The following is a 25,398-nucleotide window of genomic DNA, read 5'->3' as shown; positions in this document are numbered from 1 at the left end:
AAAAACCAAAACAGAAATACAATTAATTGGAAATCAAATAGTTAAATTAAAAAAAACATTATTCAAAATAATAAAAAAAATCTTCCGACCATGACTACGGCTTTGCCGCCGCAGCCGAAACTTTGTAAATAGCGAGTGCGGAAAGCTGGAAACAGCTTCTTAAAAAATAAAGATCCTTCGACTGCTTCGCGCTCAGGATGACATCGTTAATACTAACTGTTATACTACTCTGGATTTTTTGTTTTTAAATAAAAAATGACCGATTAAAAAACCGGTCACCCTCAAATTATTTATCTACCTAACATTGCTTTAAGTATGATTATCTAACGGAGAAATATTAAAAATTATTTTAAAAAGAAAAAAAATTTTATCCTGAAAATCCTACTGACAAACTGTTGTCATCACCCCGGTTTATCTTTGTATCAACAATAACAAACAATATTAAAACTATGACAACTACAGCAACCATCACAAAACAGTTTATGACTTCGGAACAATTATTAGAACATTGGCAGGGTCACAGAAATTTAACGAGAAGAGTGATCGAAGCGTTTCCTGAAAAGGATTTATTTGAATTTTCTATTGCGGGAATGAGACCGTTCGCAAAGTTAGCGGTTGAATTAATCAGCATTGGCGGACCTGCTTTGAAGGGGATTGTCGACAAAAATATGGAAGCTTACAATGAGGAGGGTTTTGCGCCGAAAACGAAGGAGGAACTTCTGAAAAAGTGGGACGAAGAAACGGAAACGATCAATCATTATTTTGCGCAGATTTCGGAGGAGCGTTTTCAGGAGACTTTTAATTTATTCGGACAGTATGAATTTCCTGTGTATCAGAATATTCTGTATTTCGTTGATAATGAAATCCATCACCGTGGACAAGGGTACGTTTATTTAAGAGCTTTGGGAATTGAACCGCCTTTTTTTTGGGAGAGATTTTCGGTTCGTTAATGCCTTTGTTCAAGCTGAAATCATTGATTCTCTCACGAAACCGCAGTAAGGAAAAAGAGCGGAGATGCGTCTCATAGATTAAATTTTAACGAACTTTTATGATCTGCGGATCCGTTCTTCTTTAAACATGAAGTTTGTTTAAGCTAATTTTAAATTTAACCGCAAAAGAAGCAAAAGACTTTATAGAATTTATTAAGGTATTTCAAAAGGTTTGCAAAAGGAACCTTTGATTTTTGTTAACTTATGTGTTCTTTTTATATTAATCATTAAACTTAAAATAACTAAAGTGTTCTTTTGAGGTAAAAAATAAAAGTTTAAATAAGTTTATCATCTTAAATTATTGCCAGAAACCTCAACAGCAATTGTTGGGGTTTTTATTGATGTTTGTCTGCAATCTTTGACAACAAATCATTGAGTTGTACTTTGAGGGTTTCGGGTTCTAAAATCGTTGCATAATCTGCAAAAGTAATCAGCCAGCGCGGAAATCCGTCTTTGATGGATTCTGTTTCGAAAGTGAGTTCTACCATTCCGTTATCTGCCTCAATTTCATGGGTTAAACCATAATATTTTTTGGAATTGACCAGAAAAGTCATGATCTTTTTCTCTACCAGAAGTCTTACGCGTGTTTTATTGCCGTTGCTGCTTTGTCTGTAATCATTAATTTGCCCATACTCTCCTAAAAACGGATTCTGGGTTTTCGAAATCTTTAAAATCCGGTCAATACGAAATTGCCGGAAATCGTTTCTTAAGGTACAGTAAGCCATGATGTACCAATAATTGAATTCAAAGAAAACGCCGACTGCTTCAATGGTTCTTGTAGAAATTTCCTCATCAACGGTTTTATATTCCATGATTAACTGCTGTTTTTCGGCTATACTTTCCAGAATCGTAGGAAGAACGTCTTTAATGGTATCTTCGGTTTCGGCATGATACTGAAAAATATCAATCTGATTTTCAATATTCTGGATTAGATTTCTATCGGAAAATTTTAAAACGGAACGCACTTTTTCCATCGCGGTCTGATAATGATTCCCCAAACTCTGATGCGAAAATTTCTGCATCAGTTTTTCGGCGGTGATGAAACTCAGAACTTCTTCTTTGGTAAACATGACGGGTGGCAATTTGTAGCCATCCATCAGAGAATAACCGCTTCCTGCTTCACCAATGATCGGAATTCCTGCATTTTCCAGTGTTTTTACGTCGCGGTAAATGGTTCTTACACTCACATCAAATTTGGCAGCCAGATCCTGCGCTCTTACAAGCGGTTTCGACTGTAATTGGGTGAGAATTGCCGTGACGCGGTCGAGTTTTTTGAGGTAATGGTCGTTCATTGGGTGTGAAGGTCGGAGTGTTTTAGTGTTTTAGCGTTTTAGCGTTTTAGCGTTTTAGCGTTTTAGCGTTTTAGCGTTTTAGCAAAGTTATCTTTTATCTTTTATCATTATAAGTATTAACCAATTTATCCAGATTCAAACTTCTCGCAGAGGCATCAAAAATTTCTCTGTAGGTTCCGTCGATCTGTACCAGTTCATCGTGAGTGCCGCTTTCCACAACCCTGCCTTTTTTCATCACATAAATTTTATCTGAATCTAAAATCTGCGATAAAGAATGGGAAATAATAATTACGGTTCTGCCTTCTTTTATCGCATCCAGAGAATTTTTGATCTGTTCTGTTGCAATGGCATCGAGGCTCGCCGTTGGTTCATCAAGGAAAATAATCGGTGGATTTTTTAAAAATAATCTGGCGATGGCAATTCTCTGCTGCTGTCCTCCGGAAAGCTGCGTAGCATCATGGTTATATTTTTCCGGTAAATCTAAAATCTGATCGTGAAGATAGGCTTTTTTCGCAGCTTCTTCAATTTCTTCGAATGTCGCATTCATATTTCCGTATCGGATGTTGTCTTCGATGCTTCCCTGGAAAATGTGGTTTTTCTGAAGTACCAATCCCAGATCATTTCTCAGAAAAGTATTGTCGAAATGATTGAGATCTACACCATCCAAAAGAATTTCTCCGGAATCGGGAAGATAAAATTTGCACAGAAGATTGATAATCGTTGATTTTCCTGCGCCGCTTAACCCCACTAACGCAGTGGTTTTTCCGTTTTCAATTTTCATGGAAACATCGTGAAGCGCTTTTGTTCCGTTCGGATACGTAAAGTTGATGTTTTTCAGTTCAAAATTTCCTTTGATTTCTTTTTCTACAAAATTACCGTTCGGTTCTTTTTCGTCGTCTGCATTTAAAATATCAAAATACCCTTCTGCATAGATCATCGCGTCATTCATGTCATCATAAATTCTGTGCAGTTGTCGAATGGGAGCCGAAACATTATTGAAAAGCATGATGTGAAGCATAATCGCGCCAATGGTCATCTGCTGATCGAGAACGAGGTAAACTGTCAGAAGGATTATCAAAACCACTCCGAACTGTTCAATAAACGTTTTTAATCCATCATAAATAAAATTTGTTTTTCTTGTAAACATCTGACTTTCCATCAGCTGCATCTGCAAGTCGTACTGTTTTTTTCCTTCGAATTTTTCTCGGACAAAACTTTTAATCACCATAATGGAGTTGATTAGATTTAAAAGTCCTGAAGTTTTCTGTTCACGCTGGTTTCTCAAAGTTCTTCGTACTCCGCTTAACTTCTTCGCCTGTAATGAGCTTACATAAAAATAGATGGGAACAATGATGGTGGAAACAATTCCGACGTACACATTTTGCAGATACATGATGATTAAAGCGATAATTGCATTGGAAAACAAAGGCAGCATATCGATAAAAAAGTTCTGCACCAGTCGTGTTAGACTTTCAATTCCTCTGTCTATTCTGATCTGTAATTTTCCGGATTCGTGGTTTTCATCATTAAAATAGGCAACTCTGTAGGTTAAAATTTTATCGATGGCAGATTGCGCGAGAATAGAACTTACATTAATCCTGATCTTTTCGCCATAGAATTTCTGTCCGAAATTGATAAAAATATTCAGCAGTTCTTTTCCCAATAATATAACGGAGATGATAACGAGAATATGAATTCCTTCCGACATCGGATGCGAAAGATGCGTAAGTTTGGTTACCTCATCCACCGTATATTTTAAAACCAAAGGATTGACCTGCGCCGCCAAAGCTCCCAAAAAGGTTAGAAAAAGTGTTCCGTAGATCATCAAACGATACGGTCTGATGAAAGGAACAAGCTGTTTATAGATTCCGAATAAGGTGACAGTTCTGTTGAAAGGTTTTGCCATACGATGATTTTAAATAAAAAACGTACCGTTTTACAGAGAAAAAGGTACGTTTTATTCTATTTTTCAGCAAATATTTGCCTTAATTTAATTTTCGAATACGTAAGTCGTGAGATAATGCAGTTCAGGCTTTCCCGCTGCTTTTGAGTCTGCTTCTGCCTGTTCCAGAGAATAATTGGAATTGATTTCTTTCTTCTGAAACACAAACGAATTATTGGCATTTTTATCGACCACCTCATTAAAAATATGCTGAATTTCGGAATTTCCCAATGAGGCAAAACTGATGTCTTCAAAGCCATGCATTAATCTGAGATCATCAAACTGAGCAAAATTTTCATCCACAAAATTCTGAAACTGGGTTTTAGAATCGAAATTTCCAGCCCAGATATTGTAAGCATAGCTTTTCTTGTTCGGCTTATCAAAAATACTCTGGTAAACGAAGTTTTCTCCTAAATAAGCTTCTCTTACCTGCGGATCGTTTGCCAGTTCTTCCGGAAGTCCTTCTTTCAGAATTCTTCCTTCAAACATAATGTATGTTTTGTTGGTAATTGCCAGAGTCTGCTGTACGTTGTGGTCGGTAATGAGGATTCCGATGTTTTTATCGGTCAAACTTCTTACGATTTTCTGGATATCTTCTACCGCAATTGGGTCTACTCCCGCGAAAGGTTCATCCAGAAGAATAAAACTCGGATCCGTTGCAAGACATCTTGCGATCTCTGTTCTACGTCTTTCCCCACCGGATAAAAGATCTCCACGGTTTTTGCGGACGTGCTGTAAAGAAAACTCTTCAATCAGCTCATCACATTTCATTTGCTGTTCGCGTTTTGAAAGTTTGGTCAACTGCAAAACGCCCATGATATTGTCTTCCACCGAAAGTTTACGGAAAACAGATGCTTCCTGAGCCAGATAACCAATACCTTTCTGAGCTCTGCGATACATGGCATCGGTTGTGATTTCCTGTTTGTCGAGGAAAATTTTTCCGGAAGTAGGCTTAACCAAACCGACAATCATATAAAACGAAGTGGTTTTTCCTGCTCCGTTCGGACCAAGCAAACCCACAATTTCTCCCTGCTGAACCTGTACAGAAACGCCTTTTACTACTTTTTTAGGACCGTATTCTTTGATTAAGTTTTCTCCGCGTAAAATCATAAGGGCAAAGATAAAGTTTTTTTGAATTCAAATTTTAGATAAAAAAATGGACTTGAAAGTTTTGTGAAATTTTAATACATCGTTTAAAGATTCTTCGAATAATATTTAACTCAAAATTTTTAAAAAACTTTATTTTATTTCCATAATTTTAAGCTTTCATCAACACTTATTATTACTATGGAAAATAACCAACAGCTTACCGAGCTTTTAGCTTTAGATCTTGGTGTAAACATCATTAACCGAAGACCTTACGCGAAAGAAGTTTTCAAATGGCAGGATATGGATCTGCTTCCGCATTCTTCCACCGATACTTTGCTTTGCGAAATCTACGAATGGAACGGAAGAAACTGGAGAACCACGAATAATAATCTCATAGGCTATTTATTTGGCAGCGACCAGTTAAGTACGGTTAAAAATCAACTGATGAATGTTCAGAAATTTCCGGCTCTGATTCCTGATTTTGAATTTACGAAAGACAGCATGATTGAATTCGGACTTGCTCTTCCCTCTCTTTTCAATATCGGAATTAAAGGCGACATTAAAAGCGCCAAAGATTTTTCTGTAAAAGTAAACGGCGTTACAAAATCCAGAATCACCAACATAGATTCTCCCGGAATAGAAATCCTTAGAAAATATTCTGAATTTACGCAAAACGAATCCAGATCATACAGAAAGAACATCAAATTTAATTATCTGAGTACTTCTTTATTTTATGCAGAAAGTGTGGAAATTAATCTTGAAAAAGACGCAGGAGTAAATCTTGATGTGAGTTTCCAGACGCAGGATGTGGAAGTGAAAGCCAATGTTGATACAGATACAAAAAAGAATTTTGTTCTGAAATATACAGGAAACCAAGCTCCTTTTGCTGCGAAATTTACAAAAGGGAAAGATTTTAATATTTCCTGATGCTTTTAGGAATGGGTTTTAGCCAAGTTTACAATCATCAATCATTTTCTTTGGTTTCAAAATAAGTTTTGGCTAAAGCCTAATTTAGAGTTCATCAGTAAAAAACGGGCTAAAGCCCGTTTCTATTGATAAAAACATTTCGATCCGAAATGTTTTTTTATTTAAAGTATAATGTGAAAAAATTATCTGTTCAAAATCATTGCAGCTTCTCTCGCGAAATAGGTGAAAATCATATCAGCTCCGGCTCTTTTGAAGCAGGTTAAGCTTTCGATAATGGTTTTGTCATTATCCAGCCATCCGTTTTGTGCAGCCGCTTTTACCATTGCATATTCTCCACTCACGTTGTAAACCGCAATCGGAAGATCAATCGCTTCACGTACTTTAGAAACAATATCCAGATACGGAAGTCCCGGTTTAATCATGATAATGTCGGCTCCTTCTTCAATATCCTTAAAAACTTCGTTTAACGCTTCTCTGGAATTATGAAAATCCATCTGATATGTTTTTTTATCCTTCGGAATTTCCATATTATCTTTCGGTGCACTGTCTAATGCACTTCTGAAAGGTCCGTAAAAAGAACTTGCATATTTTGCAGCATAGCTTAAAATACCCACATCCGTAAATCCGCTGTCTTCCAATGCTTCACGAATGACCTGAACTCTGCCATCCATCATATCACTTGGTGCCACAATGTCTGCTCCGGCTTCTGCGTGTGACACCGACATTCTTGCCAAAGCATCGTTTGTAGCATCATTTACAATTTTTCCGTTTTCGATAATTCCGTCGTGACCGTAAATAGAATACGGATCTAAAGCAACATCAGGCATTACCACCATTTCGGGAAGCGCATCTTTTATCGCTCTGATCGTGTTCTGCATCAGTCCGTTTTTATTCCATGCTTCTTTTCCGGTATTGTCTTTCAGGTCTTCTGAAACCTTCATATAAAGATTAACCGCTTTTACGCCTAAAGAAAATAATTCCTTACATTCTTTCACCGTCAGATCAATACTTCTTCTGAAAATTCCCGGCATCGACGGGATCGGTTCTTCTTTATTTTCGCCCTCCATTACGAAGATCGGCATTACAAAATCGTTGGTTGTAAGAGAACATTCTCTTACCAGACTTCTTACAGATTCGTTTACTCTCAGCCTTCTATTTCTTGAATGTATCATTTTGGAATACTTTTTGAATGAAATTTAATGCAAATTTACTACAACTTATATAAAAAACTATTGCGTAGAATTGCAGAATTAATTATTTTTGTTAAAATATCCCTTAGAAATTATAATTTGATGAGAAAACTTTTACTTTTGTTTATCTTTTTAGGCGCTTTTGTTGGATTTTCCAACAATATGAAAGCGCAGATTAAAGAGCCGGCTTCCTTCTCTCAGAAGTCTGATGACGGAGTGCTTGTTGCTTATCCTAATCCGGCAAAGGATTTCCTTATCGTAAAGGCTAAAGATCCTAACCTGAAAATCCGAAGTGTGATTTTCTACTCGATTTTAGGTACGCAGATCGCAAGTTACTCGGTTAACATGAATTCCGGAGAGATTAATATTGAAAAATTAAAGCCCGGTAAATATTTAATCCGATATATTCTGAGTGACAACACAATGAAAGTCACGCAGATTATGAAACAATAATTTAAATCCTGATAATCATCAGGATTTTTTCTTTTAGCTTAATTATTCCGTAACTTTCGGAACATTTTTATCCTAATTATAAAAACAAATTAATGCTAAAAGCTGAACATATTAGAAAGACCTATAACGCAGGTAAAAAGGTAGCTTTGGATGATTTCAGCATCCATGTTCCGAAAGGAAGTGTTTATGGGCTTTTAGGTCCGAACGGAGCCGGAAAAACTTCTTTTATCCGGATCATCAATCAAATTACACAGGCGGATTCCGGAGAAATACAGATCAACGGACAAAAGCTTAATCCGGATCATATTAAAGACATCGGATATATGCCTGAAGAACGCGGGCTTTATAAAAATATGACGGTTGGAGATCAGCTTCTCTACTTCGGAGAGTTGAAAGGCATGAAAAAGAATGATGCTTTACAGGAAGCCAAAAAGTGGTTTGATAAACTTCACATCGACCAATGGTGGAAGAAAAAGCTGTCTGAGCTGTCAAAAGGGATGGCGCAGAAAATCCAGTTTGTGGTTACCGTTCTTCACCGTCCGCATTTATTGATTCTGGATGAACCTTTTTCTGGTTTTGATCCTGTGAATGCCAATTTAATTAAAGACCAGATCATTGATCTTAAAAACAACGGCACAACAATCATCCTTTCTACTCATCGAATGGAAAGTGTGGAGGAAATGTGCGATTATGTGGCTTTAATTAATAATTCAAAAAAGATTATCGACGGAAGAGTTTTTGATGTACGCGAGAAATTCAAGAAAAATATTTTTGGGATCACGCTTTCTGATGTAAAAAACGATCAACTGGAAAGTTTTCAAAATAAATATGAAATTTTCAATATCAATCATGAAAATAACCTGGTTTCTTTTGATCTGAAAAATGAGACTGACCAAAATCATATTCTTCTGGATCTGGTGAATGTAGGAAAAGTAAGGTCATTCGACGAAAAAATTCCGAGCATGAACGAGGTGTTTATTAATGCGGTAAGCAATAATTCTTAGTTATGAATAATATTTTTTTAATTACAAAAAGAGAATTTCTTACGCAGGTTAAGAAAAAATCTTTCATCATATTAACGCTTTTAGCTCCGATTCTTTTATTGAGTTTTGGCGCGGTTATCGGTTTGATGTTTAAGGCTAATGAATCTCACAGCATTATTGAAGTAGTGGATAAAAACGGTCTGTTTAAAAATCAACTGAAATCGAATGACAAACTGAACTATGTTTTTGTTTCGGCGGCAGATGAAAAGTCAAAAATCAATAATCTTAAGAACAATGAATCTTTAGACGGGATTTTGGTTCTGCCTGAACTGAAAGATCAGAATTTTGACGAACTGGAAAAGAATACGAGACTTGTCATCAACAATAAAATCGGGTTCGATACGAAGCAGAAGATTGTTTCGGACATTAATGAAGTCATTAAAAAGGAAAAAATAAAGAAACTCGGCATCGCAGAAATACAACTTGATAATCTGGACAAAAGTTTTAATTTAAAAACCATCAACGTTTCAGAAAACAATAAAGAAGATTCTGATCTTGCTTTCGGCGTAAAAAGTGTTCTGAGTATGCTTTTAATGTACGTTACTTTTATGTTTATCATTATTTACGGAGTTAGGGTAATGAGAAGCGTACTGGAAGAGAAAAACAACCGTGTTGTGGAAATTATTATTTCTTCGGTAAAACCTTTTGAACTGATGATGGGTAAAATTCTGGGGGTAACAATGGTTGCACTTACTCAATTTATCGTGTGGATCACGATGTCGGTTATCGGAGCTTTGGTGCTGAATACAGGATTTTCTGCCATTCCGAAGAACATTCCGGGAAATGAAGATGTCGCAGGTAAATTCGATATTCTACAAATCGGAACCCAGATTTCACACAGCTTACTGGAACTGAACTTTCCGCTGATTATTTTTGTGTTTATTACATTTTTCCTTTTGGGATATATCTTCTACAGTTCCATTTATGCAGCAATAGGTTCTGCTGTAGATAACGAGACAGAAACGCAGCAGTTCACCTTATTTGCGGTTCTGCCTTTAATGCTTGGAATGTATGGAAGTTTTACGTTAATGAATAATCCGGATGGTCCTTTAGGTTTCTGGCTTTCTATTATTCCGTTTACCTCTCCTGTGGCAATGATCGCAAGAATTCCTTACGGAGTTCCGGCGTGGCAGATTGCGCTTTCTATTGGCTTGCTTTTAGGAACGACTCTTTTCATGATCTTTTTAGCCGGTAAAATTTACCGTGTAGGAATTCTGATGTACGGAAATAAAGCTACTCTGAAGGAAATCCTGAAATGGATTAAAGGATAATACTTAAACGAAAAGATTTACCTATCATAAAAAAATCCCGAAACTGAGTGTTTCGGGATTTTTTATGTTTTGATAGAATCAATTTTTATTTGAAGATGTAGCTTAAGCTTACACTAAGAACCTGCTCAGATTTTCCTTTATCAGTTCCTTTCGGCTCCTGATTAAGACCGGGATATGTATTCGTAATCCCGAAATCATATCTTGCCGTAAGTTCCAGCTGTCTTTTATAGCTATATCCTACTCCTAATCCCACTCCAAAGTTAAATGAACTCGCTTTACCGTTTACATTAGGATAATTCGGATCAATCTGATCTTTCGTGTAGTAGATCTTAGGTGCATTTTTCACATTCTGACTTAATAAGAAATTAAATCTAGGTCCTATCAATCCGAAAAATTCAGATTCAGCTTCGGAAAAATATCCTTTAAAAGAAATAGGTACACTCAGATAGTTATTAGCATATACCGCATCATAACCCGGATAGTTTTTGGCATCCTTATCCTTCCCTGTTTCTCCTGCGCCAAAGTAAACCACTTCGGGCTGTAGGAAGAACTGGTTTTCTGAACCTATCGGTATTAAAGCCAATACTCCTGCCTGAACGGTATATCTGGGTCCGGACGGATTGTGAGCATTCTTTACTCGGGAATAGTTTCCTCCGACAGTGACACCAAATCTTGTGCTACTAAAATCGATCTGTGCGAAAGACATCGTAGAAAGTGCCAATGCAGAGGCTAATAAAAATTTTTTCATATCGTTATGTTTTATGTTATCCTAGAATTTTTGCAACAGTAGCACCAATATCTGCAGGAGAGTCTACCACGTTGATCCCGTTTTCTCTCATGATTTCCATCTTAGCCTGAGCTGTATCTTCTGCTCCGCCTACGATTGCACCTGCGTGACCCATTGTTCTTCCTTTAGGAGCAGTCTGTCCTGCAATGAAACCTACAACCGGCTTTGTAGAACCACTTGCTTTGTACCATCTTGCTGCTTCCGCTTCAAGACCTCCACCGATTTCTCCGATCATTACCACCGCTTCAGTTTCAGGATCGTTGATGAATAATTCCAAAGCTTCTCTTGTAGTTGTTCCGATGATCGGGTCTCCACCGATACCAATTGCTGTAGAAATACCGTAACCCGCTCTTACTACCTGATCTGCAGCTTCGTAAGTAAGAGTACCAGATTTAGAAACGATACCTACTTTACCTTTTTTGAAAACGAAACCTGGCATAATTCCAATTTTAGCTTCTTCAGAAGTAATGATTCCCGGGCAGTTCGGACCGATTAATCTGCAGTCTCTGTCAGCAATGTAAGATTTTACTTTCACCATATCTGCTACAGGAATACCTTCAGTAATACATACAATTACTTTGATTCCTGCTTCAGCAGCTTCCATAATAGCGTCAGCAGCAAATGCAGGCGGTACGAAAATGATACTTACGTTAGCTCCGGCTTTTTCTACAGCGTCTGCTACCGTATTGAATACAGGCTTCCCTAAGTGCTCGCTTCCTCCTTTTCCCGGAGTAACACCACCTACTACGTTGGTTCCGTATTCGATCATCTGGCTTGCGTGGAAAGTACCTTCGTTCCCTGTAAATCCTTGTACAATTACTTTAGAATCTTTGTTTACTAAAATTGACATTTTATTATTTATTTAATTTATTTATTACTTTTTAAATGCACACAAATTTAATTAAATTTCTTTGATTAAAGATAAATCTAACTAATTTGTTTATTTGAGATTTCTCAGTTTGACTTCTTTTTTCAGATAGGTTTTAAAATCTTCTGCAAACATCCCGATATAGGTGCCTTTTTCGAGGTCTCTGTTTACTCCGGTTTTCCCTAATATTACAGCTCCGCTCTCGATTTTATTTCCTGAAGCAATGCCGACCTGTCCCCATAAAGTAACTTCATCACCAATTATGCAGCATCCAGCAATACCGACCTGAGAAGCGATAAGACATTTTTTTCCGATCACGGTATCGTGACCGATCTGGATCTGATTATCTAGAACAGATCCTTCTCCGATAATGGTAGAATCTGTAACTCCTCTGTCGATGGTACAACCGTTTCCGATTTCTACATTGTTCTCGATCACTACATTTCCTACCGAAATCAGGCGGTCGAAATTGCCGTTCAGTTTTCTGTAGTAAAAGGCATCGCCTCCTAAAACAGTGTTGGACTGGATCACTACATTGTCGCCAATTACGGTTCTGTCGCCAATGACAACATTAGGAAAAATCAGGGTGTTTTTTCCTATTTTCACGTTATTTCCAATGACCGCAGAAGCATGAATTTTTGTTCCTTCTCCGATTTCAGCATCATGAAGTTCTTCCGTGAAGTTATAAATTCTTGTAAAATGGGTGTTGATTTTATTAAAGTCCCTGAAAGGATCATCTGAAACCAACAGTGCTTTTCCTTCCGGACATTCTACTTCTTTATCAATTAAAATAATCGTTGCAGCAGAATTTAATGCTTTATCGTAATATTTCGGATGGTTAACGAAAACGATTTCACCGGCTTTTACCATGTGAATTTCGTTCGTTCCAAACACTTCGAAGTCTTCTGAACCTACAAATTTTGCCCCGATAAGTTCGGCAATGGTTTTCAGTTTTTGGGGTTGATGAAACGTCATATTTTTTTAAATGATGTTTTAAATTTTCAACCGTGTTTAGTTTGGAATCTTGACACGGATTTGTTTTTCCAACTTTAATCGCAGCCCGACCATACCCTTCGACAAGCTCAGGGTACACTACAAAGCTGACATAAAAAATGAAAGCTGAAAGTTGTGATACTTCCAGCCTCATATTATTTGTGAATAATTATTCTTTTACTCTTTCAAGGTAAGAACCGTCTTCTGTACTTACTTTGATTTTGTCTCCCGGTTCAATGAACAGAGGAACCATCACTCTTGCTCCTGTTTCTACGATTGCATTTTTAAGAGCGTTGGTTGCAGTGTTTCCTTTTACACCCGGATCAGCTTCTACAACTTCCAGATAAACGGACTGCGGTAATTCTGCCGAAAGCGGAGTTTCGTCCACTTCTTTCAAAATGATGGTTACTTCTTCACCCGCTTTCATCAGGTTGGAGTTTTCGATCATTTCTTTGTTAAGGTATAACTGAGAGAAATCATCGTTATTCATGAAGTGGAAGCCATTTTCATCATCATAAAGATACTGGTATTTTCTTGTGATTACTTTTACCTCATCAATTTTGTGACCTGCAGAGAAAGTATTGTCGATTACTTTACCGTTGGTTACAGATTTTAATTTTGTTCTAACGAAAGCAGGACCTTTTCCCGGTTTTACGTGAAGGAATTCGATAACTTTATAAATATCGTTGCTGTATTCGATGCAAAGTCCTTTTCTGATATCGTTACTTGTTGCCATTAATTATTATATATTTTTTTATTTTCTTTTGTTAAATTGTATTCCTTCTCCCTGAGTTGGCAGTCTGTTGAAAACATTATTGTTGAATGAATTCACATTGTTGTTCAGTCTGTTTACATTGGTCTGGATCTCGGAATGATAAGGATTTGCAGTTCCAAAAATTGAACTGCTACCGGAATTATTCTGTTTCAGAATATCATTCAGATTATGTTTAGCAATGCTGTCATTGGATTTTGAAGGCAGTCTTCTTTCCAAAATAGAAGTCTTGGCTGTTTTTTCCGTTTTTAATCCTTCTGTCTGTTGTCCGGACAAAAAAGATATGGTAAAAAACATTAAAACAAAAATCAGACTTTTCATTTGATAACAGTGCTAAATTTTTCTTTATTATTCTCTTTCCTTCCCTGTTCCGTATCCTTTTACGATCCCTCTCGGAGAGTTCTGGATAAACTGAAGGATTTCATCTCTTTCAGCCGTCGGAAGCATTTCTTTTTCGATGTAAAGCAACGCTTGGGAAACATTCATTTTCATCTGGAAAATTGCTCTGTAAATTTTCTGAATTTCAAAGATTTTTTCGTTGGTAAATCCTCTCCTTCTTAAACCTACTGAATTAATTCCTGCATAAGACATCGGCTCTCTCGCTACTTTTACGTAAGGCGGAATGTCTTTTCTTACCAGAGTACCTCCTGAAATCATTACATGTTTTCCGATTTTTCCGAACTGATGAACAGCAGATAAACCACCCATTACGGTATAATCTCCGATTTCTACGTGGCCTGCAATACCGCACCCGTTTACGATGATCACATGATCTCCGATAACACAGTCATGAGCAATATGGGAAGTTGCCATAATAAGGCAGTTTTTCCCTATTTTGGTAAATCCGAGGGCTTTTGTTCCTCTGTTTACCGTTACACATTCTCTGATCGTTGTTTCATCGCCGATAATTACCTGCGTATCTTCACCATCAAATTTCAAATCCTGAGGAATCGCAGAAATTACCGTTCCCGGAAAAATTCTGCAATTTTTACCGATTCTTGCACCATCCATGATGGTAACATTGGGACCAATCCATGTTCCTTCGCCAATTTCCACGTCCCCTGCAATAGTAGTAAAGGGTTCTACGATTACATTTTTGCTGATTTTCGCACGTTTATCTACGGCTGCTAATTGATGAATCATTTAATCAACTTTATTTTTTGCAACTTGGGCCATAAGTTCTGCTTCTACCGCTACTGTATCTCCTACGTAACCATAACCCTGCATATGAACAATTCCTCTTCTGATAGGCTCTATTAATTCAATCTTGAAAATAAGCGTATCTCCGGGAATTACTTTTCTCTTGAATTTTACTTTATCTATTTTAATAAAATACGTAGAGTAATTTTCGGGATCCGGAACACTTGCCAAAACAAGAATCCCCCCTGTCTGAGCTAAAGCTTCTACCTGTAAAACTCCCGGCATTACGGGTTCTTTCGGGAAATGTCCAACGAAGAAAGGTTCGTTCATTGTAACATTTTTAAGACCTACAACATGAGAATCTGAAAGCTCAAGAATTTTATCGATCAACAAGAACGGAGGTCTGTGAGGCATGAGTTTCATGATTCCGTTGATATCGAAAACCGGTTCTTTTGTTAAATCAAAATCAGGAACATTTTTCTTCTTCTGCAATTTCCACTGACGGTTCAGTTTTTTTGCAAACTGGGTATTTACGTAATGTCCCGGTTTGTTGGCAATTACTTTTCCTTTTATTTTCACTCCTGCCAAAGCCAGATCACCGATCACATCGAGTAATTTGTGTCTTGCGGCTTCGTTGGGATAGTTTAAGTTCAGGTTATCAAGAATTCCGTTTGGTCTTATTGATACGTTATCTTTACCAAAGGCTTTCTTTAGTTTTTCTGTAGTTTCCGGTGTAAGATCTTTATCTACATAAACAATTGCGTTGGAAATATCTCCCCCTTTGATCAATCCATGATCCAAAAGCATTTCCAGCTCGTGTAAGAAGCTGAATGTTCTTGCCGATGAAATTTCTTCTTTAAACTCGGAAATATTTTTAAGCGTAGCATTTTGAGTTCCTAAAACTTTGGTTCCAAAGTCTACCATCGTTGTTACTTCGTAGGTATCTGAAGGAATAATGGTGATCTCAGATCCTGTAGCCGGATCGCTGTAAGTAAGCACTTCTTTTACCACAAGATATTCTCTTGCAATATTTTGGTCTACCACACCTACGCTTTCGATTGCTTCTACAAAGAATTTTGAAGAACCGTCTAAAATCGGCGGCTCAGAAGCATCCATTTCTAAAATAGCGTTGTCGATATCACATCCTACCAAAGCAGCCAGAAGATGCTCACAAGTTGTGATTTTCACGCCCAGTTTTTCTAATGTTGTTCCTCTTTCTGTAGCCACAACGTAGTTAACGTCTGCTTCGACCTGAGGATGCCCTTCCAAATCTGTTCTTACGAATACAAAACCTGTATTTTCTTTTGCAGGTTTCATGGTTAATTTTACTTCTTTACCAGTATGAAGTCCGATTCCGGAAAGTGTCACTTCCTGCTGAAGTGTTTTTTGCATATCACTCATTAGTTTAATCTTTTGAGTTATTCTCGAGATTATTTATTCTTTTAACCACTTCAGGTAAGTTTCTGAAATGTACATAACTTCTAAGATAGTCGTTGTAGCTGATCGCCGGAGAACCGTAAATGGTTTCTCTGTCGTTTACGCTGGAATTTACACCACTCTGAGCCTGTATTTTTACCTGATTTCCTATTTTGATGTGTCCTACAACGCCCACCTGACCTCCGATCTGGTTCCAGTCTCCGATGGTTGTAGATCCTGCAATTCCGGCTTGCGCAGCAATTACGTTATTTTTTCCGATTTTTACGTTGTGTGCAATCTGGATCAGGTTATCGATCTTTGTTCCTTTTCCTATTACGGTAGAACCGATGGTTGCTCTGTCTATACTGCAGTTGGAACCAATTTCCACATCATCTTCAATGATCACATTTCCTAACTGCGGAATTTTTTTGAATCCATCCGGAGTTGGCTGAAATCCAAAACCATCTCCTCCGATCACTGTGTTGGAATGAATAACACAATTGTCTCCGATGATGCAGTAATCATAAATTCTCGCACCACTGTCGATTTTGCAGTTTTTCCCGATTTTCACGCCTTTTCCGATGTAAACCTGCGGATAAATCTGGCTTCCTTCTCCTACTTTTGCTTTTTCTGAAACGTAGGTAAAAGCTCCGATATACACATTCTCGCCGATTACAGCGGTTTCATGGATGGAAGAACCGTTTTCGATTCCTGTTCTTCTGCCCTGCATTTCCTGATAAAGATTCATGAGAATCTGAAATGAGAGATAGGCATCCTTTACTGTAATAACGGTAGGATTATAAGAATCTTTTGAGATAAGCTTTTCCGAAACAATGATAACGGAACATTTTGAAGTCTCTAAATAATGCGAAAATCTATCCTGCGCGATGAAAGAAAGATGTCCTGTTTCCCCACTTTCTATGGGCGAAACTCCAGTAATAAGTGCATTCTCGTCACCTATTATTTTTCCGTCGATAAAACTTGCAATTTGCGAAGCTGTAAATTCCATATTCTGCAAAGATAAGAAATTCTGTAATTCGCAAACATTTTTTAGTTTTCGGAACGTAAATTTTAATATTCTTTAAGAAATAATGTGTGAAATATTCCTTGGAAAAGTAAGAATATACCTTGTTGTTTTGTTTACCATCAAGCCCGATAAAAGCTGGTCTTCCGATTCGTCAAGACGGATTTTTTTACCGTTTTTCTGCAACAGATAAATCGGCTGTTTTTCAGTATCGTACGGAAGCAGTTTTCTCTTGATCTCATGGACGAGTTCTTTACCATTATGAATTCCGAAAAATTCATTCACATTTTTTACTTTTTCTTCAATAAAACTTTCATCAAAAGGATGTGAAGAAATTATGGTTTTCGGAAGGTTTCTCTGGATCACACATTTACACCAGTAAGACAAAATCATGTCGTCTGCGTGCTGCCAGTTTTTCATTGCCTGAATAATATCATTGTCGTCCAACTGCGTGAATCTTTCAATATCTTCATCTGTAGCAGCACTTTTCCCGCGATGAAGAAAGTATTTCAGATTTTCCGCTGCCGGTAAATCGATTCCCTGCGACACCAAAAGTTTGGCTCTTTCTAAAATTTTAACGAGAAGAAATTCTGCCAGAGCAGACGTTTTATGGTAGTATACCTGCCAATACATAAACATTCTTGCGGTAAGGAAATTCTCAATAGAATAGACACCTTTTGCATCAATCACCAATTCGCCTTCATCGCAAACGTTCATCATAGAGATGATTCTCTGTGTATTGATGCTTCCTTCGGAAACTCCCGTAAAAAAGCTATCCCGTTTCAGATAATCGAGTCTGTCCACATCCAGTTGTGAGGAAATAAGCTGGTTGAAAAACTTACGGTGGTATTTTCCCTGAAACATTTCGATGGCACAAGACAATTCTCCGTTAAATTCATCATTCAGGCGATTCATGAGTAATAAAGATAATTTTTCGTGATGCCAATCGTCCATCAGCATATTTTCTAAAGCGTGGGAAAACGGTCCATGACCAATATCATGCATTAAAATCGCCAACATGGCTCCTTTTTCTTCCTCTTCTGAAATTTTCACGCCTTTCTGCTTCAAAGTTTCCAATGCGGTAAACATCAGATGCATGGCTCCCAAAGCGTGATGAAATCTTGTATGTGTAGCGCCCGGAAAAATGAGGTTCAAAAGCCCAGTCTGTCCTATCCTTCTTAATCTCTGGAAGTAAGGATGCTCTATGATGTCGAATAAAATTTCATGGGGAATTTTGATGAATCCGTGAACGGGATCGTTGATGATTTTTAGCTTATTCTGCATTGAAAACGTCTGTATTTGCAAACAAATTTAGGAATTTTATATTTTAGAGGTAATTAATTTTCATTAAACTGTTTGTTGTTTTAAAAGTAACTTTCTTTGTTGAATTTGTTTTTAACACAAAGTCCGCAAAGATTTTGTTTACAGTTGTGCTGCATATTTTCGTTCGCAAAAGCGTTTCACTCAGCAAAGGCTGGATAAAATCTTCTTTGAATAAATAGTTGTGCTGTTTGTGTTTAAAAGCTATCTTTGATTGAATAACCTTTTCATGAGAAAATTCTCCCTTTTCATTATCTTATTTTTAAACTTACATTTTTCGGCGCAGACTTTATCGGAAACCCAAAAGCTTGAATCGTTATGCAAAGTATGGGGATTTTTAAAGTATTATCATCCGAATGTATCGAAAGGACAGTTCAACTGGGATCAGCAATTATTTCAGAAAATTGATGAACTTGAAAATATTAACAATAAAGATCAATTGAATGAATTTTATGCTAACTGGATTGAAAGTCTCGGAAAAATTGAAGATTGTAAAAATTGCGTAAATGATAACGATAAAGTTTATTTCTTAAAAAATTTTGATCTCGGATGGATGAATGATCAGCGTATTTTTTCTGAAAATGTACGTGAAAAGCTGAAATTTATTGAGAACAACAGGAATACCGGTGAAAATTATTATTTCGGATTAAACGGAAGAAAGGTTTATTTCAGGAATGAAAATTCTTACGGCTCGAAATTTACTTCAAAACAAATTGCTCTTTTGGAATTCTTCAGATACTGGAATTATGCAGAATATTTTTTTGCGTACAAATACAAAACCGATCAAAACTGGAATGATGTTTTAAGTGAAATGATTCCAAAATTTCTTGCTGTTGATAGTGATGAAAGCTATCATTTAACTTTAGCGGAACTTGTGACCAAAACGGATGATTCGCACGCTTTTTTATTTTCAAGGCTGACTAGTTTAAACCAATACGGAAGAAAAAATGTTCCGGTACAGTATTCTTATGCGGAAGGAAAGCTGGTTGTAACGAAAACATATCCGACTATTTTTAATGAAGAAAATCCGCTCAAAATTGGTGATGTGATCTACGATGTTGAAGGATTAACGATTCCGCAGAAAATTAATTTGTTTGGAAAATATCTTCCGGCTTCGAATTCATGGGGAAAGATCAACAAGTCGAAATATCTTTTCCTGTACACCAATAAAGATTCTCTCGGGCTTAAAATTGAAAGGGACGGAATTAATTTAGCCATAAAAGTAAAAACGTATTTGCAGAAAGAAATTATTCGCGAAAATCCTCCTGTTCCTGAAAAATGGAAGTTTCTCGATGATGAAAAAAAGATGGGTTATGTGAACATGGGATTAATCAAAAGATCTGATCTGAATGATATGTTCGAAAATCTGAAAAATACAGAATCGATCATTTTCGACTCCAGAAATTATCCGAATATGACGATTTTGCCGTTGAGCAGGTTGCTGCTTCCTGAAAATAAAATTTATTATGAATTTATTTTTCCAGAAACCAATTATTTAAGCAAATTTTACCGCCGTAAAAACAACATCGGAAGAAATAATCCGGATTATTATAAAGGAAATGTGGTCATTCTGGTGAATGAGGTGACGCAAAGTCAGGCTGAAACAACCGTAATGATGCTTAAGCAGCATCCGAAAGCAAAAGTAATCGGTGGATACACTTCGGGAGCAAACGGTGATGTCATTTCATTTAATATTGCCGGTCTTAAAACGTGTTTTACGGGTTTGGGAGCGTATTATCCGGACGGAAGAGAAACGCAGAGAATCGGGATTATTCCTGACATTATCGTACGTCCTACGGTGAAAGGAATACAGCAGGGAAAAGACGAAATTCTGGAAAGGGCTCTTGAATATTTAAAAAGTGGGCAATAGACAAAACAAAAACACAATTATTACGTTATTTCATTTAACTTATATTTAACTTTACATCTGCGGATTTTGGCAGATTTTAGAATTAATTGGTCAGCAATTTGATACAATAACCATGTAAAAAAATAATTATGTCGGAAAAGATATTATGGATAGATGATGAAATAGATTTACTAAAACCACACATCGTTTTTCTTGAAAAAAAGGGATATCAGGTAACTCCCGTAAACAATGTTAATGAGGCACTTGAACTCATGGACTCGGAAAAGTTTGCACTGACCCTGATTGATGAAAATATGCCCGGAATTTCGGGACTGGAAGCCATTCCGATGATTAAGGATAAAGATAATTCTCTTAAAATAGTAATGGTGACGAAAAGTGAGGAGGAACACATCATGGAAGAAGCAATCGGATCTCAGATTGCGGATTATATCCTGAAACCGGTGAATCCGAACCAGATTTTACTGTCGTTAAAGAAGAATCTTCAGCAGGATAATCTTGTGGAGCAGAAAACGATTTTGCAGTATCAGCAGGAATTCAGAAATCTTTCTATGGAACTTTCTTATCTGAGAACGTATCAGGATTGGGCTGAATATTATAAGAAAATCCTTAACTGGGAAATTAAATTTGATAAAGTAGCAGATAATGAGTTTGCAGATCTTCTTCAGTCGCAAAAAGAGGAGGCCAATATCCAGTTCGCAAAATTTATTGAAAATAATTATGAAGACTGGCTTCATGGTTCAGACAAACCTATTATGAGCCACACGCTTTTTAAAGATAAGATAAAACCTGAGGTAGAAAAGGATAAAGTTTTATTGCTGATGGTGGATAATCTCCGTTATGACCAATGGAAAATGATTGAACCTTTGTTCACAAAATTCTATAATAAGGTTTCTGAAGATTATTACTACAGTATTCTTCCTACTGCAACTCAGTATGCGAGAAATTCTTTTTTTGCGGGTTTAATGCCTTCTGAAATTGAAAAGCGTTTTCCTGATAAATGGTTCAACGATAATGAGGAAGGAAATAAAAATGAATTTGAGCGCGATTTTCTGGAAGATCAGATGAAAAGAATCGGTTTAAGCTCCAAATCCATGAAGTACCTGAAAGTGCTGAATGCTGATTTTGAGAGAAAGATTTATGACGATTTTAATCAGCATAAAAACAATGACCTGTTGGTAATTGTTTATAATTTTATTGATATTCTTTCTCATGCAAAAACGGATAATCATATTGTTGACCAACTGATTCGTGATGATAAAACGTTCAGATCTTTAACATTGAACTGGTTTGAGAATTCTTCTTTACTGAAAATTATTAAAGTTGCCGCTGAAAGTGGTTTCAAATTAGTAATCACCACCGATCATGGAACGGTTTATGTGAAAAAGCCGAGCAAAGTTGTAGGAGACAGAGAAACTTCTACGAATATCCGTTATAAAACCGGAAAAAGTTTAACGTATGACGACAGTGATGTTTGGGCAATTACGAATCCTGAAAAGCTGTTTTTACCGAAAGGAAATTTAAGCTCTAAATATATTTTTGCGAAGAATAATATTTTCCTTGCTTATCCAAAGAACTATAATCACTTTGTGAATTACTATAAAGAAACGTATCAACATGGAGGGATTTCTCTGGAAGAGTGCATCATTCCATTCAGTATTTTGGAACCCAAGTAGTTTTTCATAGTTTGACTTCGGGTGAAGAGAGGGGCGGAAAAAATCAAAGATTTTTTCCGCTTCTTTTTTATTAATACTTTTGAATCATGAAATTAATCACTTATAACGTCAACGGAATCCGTGCTGCATTTACCAAAGATTTTTTAGGCTGGCTGAAAACAGCGGATCCGGACATCATCTGCATTCAGGAAAGTAAGGCAGGAAACGACCAGATCGATATTGAAAGTCTCGAAAAACTGGGATATCACAGTTATTGGCATTCCGCAGTAAGAAAAGGCTACAGCGGCGTCGGAATTGCGTCTAAAACAAAACCCAGTCATGTAGAATATGGCTGCGGTATTGAAAGTTATGATAACGAAGGAAGAATCATCCGTGCAGATTTTGACGGGTTTTCTGCCATTTCGGTATATGTTCCCTCTGCCTCGAATATTGAGCGCCTGGAATTCAAAATGCAGTTTTGCCATGATTTTTTAGAGTATATTAAAAATTTAAAGAAGGAAATTCCGAATCTTATTATTTCCGGCGATTTTAATATCTGTCATGAAGCGATAGATATTCATAACCCGACAGGTTTGAAAAATGTTTCCGGCTTTTTACCGATGGAAAGAGAGTGGATGACGAATTTTATCAACGAATGCGAACTGATCGACAGTTTCAGATTTTTTAATAATGAACCCGACCATTATACATGGTGGAGTTACAGACAAAATTCACGGGAAAGAAATAAAGGGTGGAGACTGGATTATAATTTCACTTCCTACAGTTTGAAAGATAAGCTCACAAGAGCTGTTATTTTGAAAGAAGCCGTGCATTCTGATCATTGTCCTGCCTTAGTAGAATTAAGCCTTTAAAAGAAAGCAAAAAGCCAACTGAATCAGTTGGCTTTTTAAAATTTAAAATCATAAATTTTAGTCGACAATTTCATATTCCACCGGAATTGTACCTCTGTCGGTATCTCCGATTTCATCGAACGCTGCTTTAGACATATCTAAAGCTCTTGATGAATGGTAAGGTCCTCTATCATTTACTTTCACTATTACCTCTTTACCATTGTTAAGGTTCGTTACCTTAATGTTTGTTCCAAATGGAAGCGTTCTGTTGGCTGCGGTGAACTTTGCATTATCAAAGATTTCTCCGCTTGCAGTTTTTCTACCGTTAAACTTATCGTGGTAGTACGATGCATAACTTGTTTTTTTCGCATCTATGGCATTCATTTTGAAAGAATAAATACCAAAGGTTGAAATCATCATTATGATTACGAGAATGAATCTTTTCATCATTTTGAAATTTTATTGGTTTTGACAGGGGCAAATCTATAAGGAATCTTTTAAAAGACCTATTTTATTTGTTAACAAGTGTTAATGAAAATAAAATTTTATGTTAATATTTTTCTTAACTTCCTATGGATAGGGTATTTAAGAGCTATTGTTAAAAAGTGTTAAAAAATAAAGGTAAAAGTTAACAATTTTAACTAAATTATTGAGATTAAGATATTTTTAACACAATTATTCCTCTACCAATCAATAAGTTAATGAATTTTAAGATTTTATTTTTTAAGAAAAAATTTATTGCAGATTTTAGTTTACGAACAATTTTATTAAAATTGCTGTATAAAGCTAAACGGAAATTTATAGCATTAAAATAAGGATACATAAGGAGATCAAATTATCCTGCTAGATAACCCATAAACGCACTTTATATAAACTAAAAAACCAATGAGGACATCTCATTGGTTTTTAAATATTGTCTATTTGTTATTATTCAAATATTATTTGAAATATTCAATAATATAATCATATGTATCAGCTGGATAAACTACGGACATACTTTGAGAGCCTGTAATCGCAGCACCGGTTGAAGAATCATAAGAATATAATTCTTTAGAGAATACAACTTTGTTACCTGTTGAAGCCTTTTTAAAGATGGTAATTCCATACATTGATGTAAGACCAGTTGGAACAGCTAACGTTACAGCTGTTGAGCTTCCTGTAGTAGTAAATTGTCCTTTATATGCATAAACCTGATTACCGTCAACTAATGTATTTGTTGCAACACCAGCAGCAGCATTATTTACAGCGTTAAACTTTGCAGAAGCAGCTCCCAAAGGTAACCATCTTCCATTTGTAACGGCTGCACTTCCTGTTGCACTTCCTGCTACTATTGGATTTGAGAAATAGTAAAATCCTGGAGTCACAGCAGAGGCAACACTTGGATTATTGGTTCCTGTTAAAGTATTTCCTGTACCTGTATTGTATACAACCATTCCATCAAATCCTGTTGGGAAATTGATTCCGTCAACTATATCAGTTTTGAATACCCACGTTGTAAGGTTTGTTCTAGGATATACTAACCCTTTACCAACTGTATTAGAAGAGTTAGCACTCTGATCAAAATTTGAACTTGCATCTAGAAATGCGTTCTCATCAGTTATAGTTGCAACAGGCGTTTGGTTTGTTGCTATCTGAGAATAATAAAAGTTAGATGACAGGAGAGAAACTATGCTAAATAAAACTATTTTTTTCATTGTTTGAATTTTAAAGATTAATTGTAAGAGATTGAAACCCATTTTGTTCCATCTGAAATGAAATGTTTCCCTCTAAACTGCAAAACAGTAGCCGTACCTGCAACGGGTGTACTACTTGCATCAACTACAGTAACCGTAGAAGCTGCAGTATTTTGATTAGACACAACCACAACTCTACCATTATTGGCGGCAGTTGCTGCTGGTAACGTTATGGTAACACCTGCTGCTGCTGTAGTTTCAATAAAATAATCATTGTTACCAACAGTGTAAGATGCTCCAGGAACAATAACTGCAGTACCTCTTATTGTTTCATATCTTTGAGTTGAAGCTCCACCTCCACCTACAGCAACCCAAACAGAGTTTGGTGCATCATAGTAATAGAATCCGGTAGCCGCAATATTTACTGCTTTTCCAGTAGCAGTACCATCAGCAATCGAGGAAACAAATGCTAATGCTCCGTTTTGGGTGGCAGTATACACTGCATCTTTTCCCTGTAACTGACCTCTTGTTAAACGAGGGACCAATAATGCGTCCGGCTTAGTTGCGTCAGCTGGCGCACCCACAACATCTAAAGTCGCAGCGGGAGTAGTTGTATTAATCCCCACTCTTCCTTGCTGAGCCTGAGCGATCGCCACAAATCCGACTAACATAGTCGCTGTTAATAAAAATTTTTTCATAAGTTTTTAAAGATTTTAAATTACATTTTAACCAGTGAATGTATAAAAGTGTACCATACCCCATTTGTGCATTCACTAATAAAAATAAAATATTTTTAATTATATATAATTTCAAAAATTATTTTCACATCTCACAAG

General features: G+C 36.6%; 23 protein-coding genes and 1 pseudogene. 8 read left to right on the top strand and 16 right to left on the bottom strand.

Annotation, left to right across the window (positions count from 1 at the left end):
* Nucleotides 1-449 precede the first annotated feature (449 nt).
* Nucleotides 450-950 carry a DinB family protein gene (locus tag DD829_RS05495; protein WP_108411175.1) on the top strand — a complete coding sequence of 167 codons (501 nt, stop codon included), beginning with the start codon at nucleotides 450-452 and terminating at the stop codon, nucleotides 948-950.
* Between the two features lie 374 nt (nucleotides 951-1,324).
* On the opposite strand, the gene DD829_RS05490 is transcribed toward DD829_RS05495, so the two are convergent.
* From DD829_RS05490 to lptB, 3 genes and pseudogenes are all read right to left on the bottom strand, one after another.
* Nucleotides 1,325-2,281: a helix-turn-helix transcriptional regulator gene (locus DD829_RS05490; protein WP_108410293.1), complete on the bottom strand. Its 957-nt coding sequence runs from the start codon at nucleotides 2,279-2,281 to the stop codon at nucleotides 1,325-1,327.
* 94 nt (nucleotides 2,282-2,375) lie between these two features.
* A complete protein-coding gene (locus DD829_RS05485) occupies nucleotides 2,376-4,106 on the bottom strand; it encodes an ABC transporter ATP-binding protein (protein ID WP_108410294.1) in 1,731 nt (576 codons plus the stop codon).
* 501 nt (nucleotides 4,107-4,607) lie between these two features.
* Nucleotides 4,608-5,333, bottom strand: a pseudogene (lptB, locus tag DD829_RS05480) (LPS export ABC transporter ATP-binding protein); the annotation flags it as partial.
* 177 nt (nucleotides 5,334-5,510) lie between these two features.
* On the opposite strand from lptB, the gene DD829_RS05475 reads away from it, so the two are divergent.
* Nucleotides 5,511-6,239: a hypothetical protein gene (locus DD829_RS05475; protein ID WP_087709283.1), complete on the top strand. Its 729-nt coding sequence runs from the start codon at nucleotides 5,511-5,513 to the stop codon at nucleotides 6,237-6,239.
* Between the two features lie 182 nt (nucleotides 6,240-6,421).
* Here DD829_RS05475 and hemB read toward each other — a convergent pair whose 3' ends face one another.
* Nucleotides 6,422-7,411, bottom strand: coding sequence for a porphobilinogen synthase (gene hemB / locus DD829_RS05470; protein ID WP_108408556.1), 990 nt, complete (start codon nucleotides 7,409-7,411; stop codon nucleotides 6,422-6,424).
* Nucleotides 7,412-7,531: 120 nt separating this feature from the next.
* Here hemB and DD829_RS05465 point away from each other — a divergent pair, with 120 nt between their 5' ends.
* From DD829_RS05465 to DD829_RS05455, 3 genes are all read left to right on the top strand, one after another.
* On the top strand, nucleotides 7,532-7,882 hold the full coding sequence (locus tag DD829_RS05465; protein ID WP_108408557.1) for a T9SS type A sorting domain-containing protein: 351 nt from the start codon (nucleotides 7,532-7,534) through the stop codon (nucleotides 7,880-7,882).
* Nucleotides 7,883-7,974: 92 nt separating this feature from the next.
* On the top strand, nucleotides 7,975-8,886 hold the full coding sequence (locus DD829_RS05460) for an ABC transporter ATP-binding protein (RefSeq protein ID WP_108409980.1): 912 nt from the start codon (nucleotides 7,975-7,977) through the stop codon (nucleotides 8,884-8,886).
* Between the two features lie 2 nt (nucleotides 8,887-8,888).
* Complete coding sequence (locus tag DD829_RS05455; protein WP_108409979.1) at nucleotides 8,889-10,196, top strand: ABC transporter permease; 1,308 nt, start codon at nucleotides 8,889-8,891, stop codon at nucleotides 10,194-10,196.
* Nucleotides 10,197-10,281: 85 nt separating this feature from the next.
* Here DD829_RS05455 and DD829_RS05450 read toward each other — a convergent pair whose 3' ends face one another.
* The 9 genes from DD829_RS05450 to DD829_RS05410 all read right to left on the bottom strand — a co-directional run bounded on the left by DD829_RS05450 (nucleotide 10,282) and on the right by DD829_RS05410 (nucleotide 18,480).
* Complete coding sequence (locus DD829_RS05450) at nucleotides 10,282-10,944, bottom strand: porin family protein (RefSeq protein WP_108409978.1); 663 nt, start codon at nucleotides 10,942-10,944, stop codon at nucleotides 10,282-10,284.
* Nucleotides 10,945-10,960: 16 nt separating this feature from the next.
* Complete coding sequence (gene sucD, locus DD829_RS05445) at nucleotides 10,961-11,833, bottom strand: succinate--CoA ligase subunit alpha (RefSeq protein ID WP_047488432.1); 873 nt, start codon at nucleotides 11,831-11,833, stop codon at nucleotides 10,961-10,963.
* A gap of 90 nt (nucleotides 11,834-11,923) precedes the next feature.
* On the bottom strand, nucleotides 11,924-12,826 hold the full coding sequence (locus tag DD829_RS05440; protein ID WP_108409977.1) for an LpxD N-terminal domain-containing protein: 903 nt from the start codon (nucleotides 12,824-12,826) through the stop codon (nucleotides 11,924-11,926).
* A 187-nt stretch (nucleotides 12,827-13,013) separates the two neighbouring features.
* On the bottom strand, nucleotides 13,014-13,580 hold the full coding sequence (gene efp / locus DD829_RS05435; protein ID WP_076395590.1) for an elongation factor P: 567 nt from the start codon (nucleotides 13,578-13,580) through the stop codon (nucleotides 13,014-13,016).
* Nucleotides 13,581-13,598: 18 nt separating this feature from the next.
* Nucleotides 13,599-13,937 carry a hypothetical protein gene (locus DD829_RS05430; protein ID WP_228408133.1) on the bottom strand — a complete coding sequence of 113 codons (339 nt, stop codon included), beginning with the start codon at nucleotides 13,935-13,937 and terminating at the stop codon, nucleotides 13,599-13,601.
* A 27-nt stretch (nucleotides 13,938-13,964) separates the two neighbouring features.
* Complete coding sequence (gene lpxA / locus DD829_RS05425; RefSeq protein WP_076395592.1) at nucleotides 13,965-14,759, bottom strand: acyl-ACP--UDP-N-acetylglucosamine O-acyltransferase; 795 nt, start codon at nucleotides 14,757-14,759, stop codon at nucleotides 13,965-13,967.
* On the bottom strand, nucleotides 14,760-16,157 hold the full coding sequence (locus DD829_RS05420) for a bifunctional UDP-3-O-[3-hydroxymyristoyl] N-acetylglucosamine deacetylase/3-hydroxyacyl-ACP dehydratase (protein ID WP_076395594.1): 1,398 nt from the start codon (nucleotides 16,155-16,157) through the stop codon (nucleotides 14,760-14,762). It lies immediately after the preceding gene.
* Between the two features lie 4 nt (nucleotides 16,158-16,161).
* A complete protein-coding gene (lpxD, locus tag DD829_RS05415) occupies nucleotides 16,162-17,181 on the bottom strand; it encodes a UDP-3-O-(3-hydroxymyristoyl)glucosamine N-acyltransferase (RefSeq protein ID WP_076395596.1) in 1,020 nt (339 codons plus the stop codon).
* Nucleotides 17,182-17,253: 72 nt separating this feature from the next.
* Nucleotides 17,254-18,480 carry an HD domain-containing protein gene (locus DD829_RS05410; protein WP_108409976.1) on the bottom strand — a complete coding sequence of 409 codons (1,227 nt, stop codon included), beginning with the start codon at nucleotides 18,478-18,480 and terminating at the stop codon, nucleotides 17,254-17,256.
* A gap of 265 nt (nucleotides 18,481-18,745) precedes the next feature.
* On the opposite strand from DD829_RS05410, the gene DD829_RS05405 reads away from it, so the two are divergent.
* The 3 genes from DD829_RS05405 to DD829_RS05395 all read left to right on the top strand — a co-directional run bounded on the left by DD829_RS05405 (nucleotide 18,746) and on the right by DD829_RS05395 (nucleotide 22,910).
* Complete coding sequence (locus DD829_RS05405) at nucleotides 18,746-20,386, top strand: S41 family peptidase (RefSeq protein WP_116547590.1); 1,641 nt, start codon at nucleotides 18,746-18,748, stop codon at nucleotides 20,384-20,386.
* 128 nt (nucleotides 20,387-20,514) lie between these two features.
* Nucleotides 20,515-22,059 (top strand): bifunctional response regulator/alkaline phosphatase family protein, encoded by a 1,545-nt coding sequence (locus tag DD829_RS05400; protein WP_076395602.1) that lies wholly within the window; start codon nucleotides 20,515-20,517, stop codon nucleotides 22,057-22,059.
* An 86-nt stretch (nucleotides 22,060-22,145) separates the two neighbouring features.
* On the top strand, nucleotides 22,146-22,910 hold the full coding sequence (locus DD829_RS05395) for an exodeoxyribonuclease III (RefSeq protein ID WP_108410674.1): 765 nt from the start codon (nucleotides 22,146-22,148) through the stop codon (nucleotides 22,908-22,910).
* A gap of 57 nt (nucleotides 22,911-22,967) precedes the next feature.
* Here DD829_RS05395 and DD829_RS05390 read toward each other — a convergent pair whose 3' ends face one another.
* From DD829_RS05390 to DD829_RS05380, 3 genes are all read right to left on the bottom strand, one after another.
* The gene (locus DD829_RS05390; RefSeq protein WP_076395606.1) at nucleotides 22,968-23,339 is read right to left on the bottom strand and encodes a septal ring lytic transglycosylase RlpA family protein; all 372 of its coding nucleotides are present in this window, start codon (nucleotides 23,337-23,339) and stop codon (nucleotides 22,968-22,970) included.
* Between the two features lie 488 nt (nucleotides 23,340-23,827).
* Nucleotides 23,828-24,583 (bottom strand): hypothetical protein, encoded by a 756-nt coding sequence (locus DD829_RS05385; protein ID WP_123906814.1) that lies wholly within the window; start codon nucleotides 24,581-24,583, stop codon nucleotides 23,828-23,830.
* 17 nt (nucleotides 24,584-24,600) lie between these two features.
* Nucleotides 24,601-25,233, bottom strand: a complete 633-nt coding sequence (locus DD829_RS05380) for a hypothetical protein (protein ID WP_123906813.1) — start codon at nucleotides 25,231-25,233, stop codon at nucleotides 24,601-24,603.
* Between the last annotated feature and the right edge of the window lie 165 nt (nucleotides 25,234-25,398).

The sequence above is a fragment of the Chryseobacterium sp. HMWF035 genome, assembly GCF_003094695.1.
Taxonomy (GTDB): domain Bacteria; phylum Bacteroidota; class Bacteroidia; order Flavobacteriales; family Weeksellaceae; genus Chryseobacterium; species Chryseobacterium gambrini.
The sequence above is the reverse complement of the archived record's forward strand: the minus strand, read 5'-3'. Positions and strand labels throughout refer to the sequence as shown.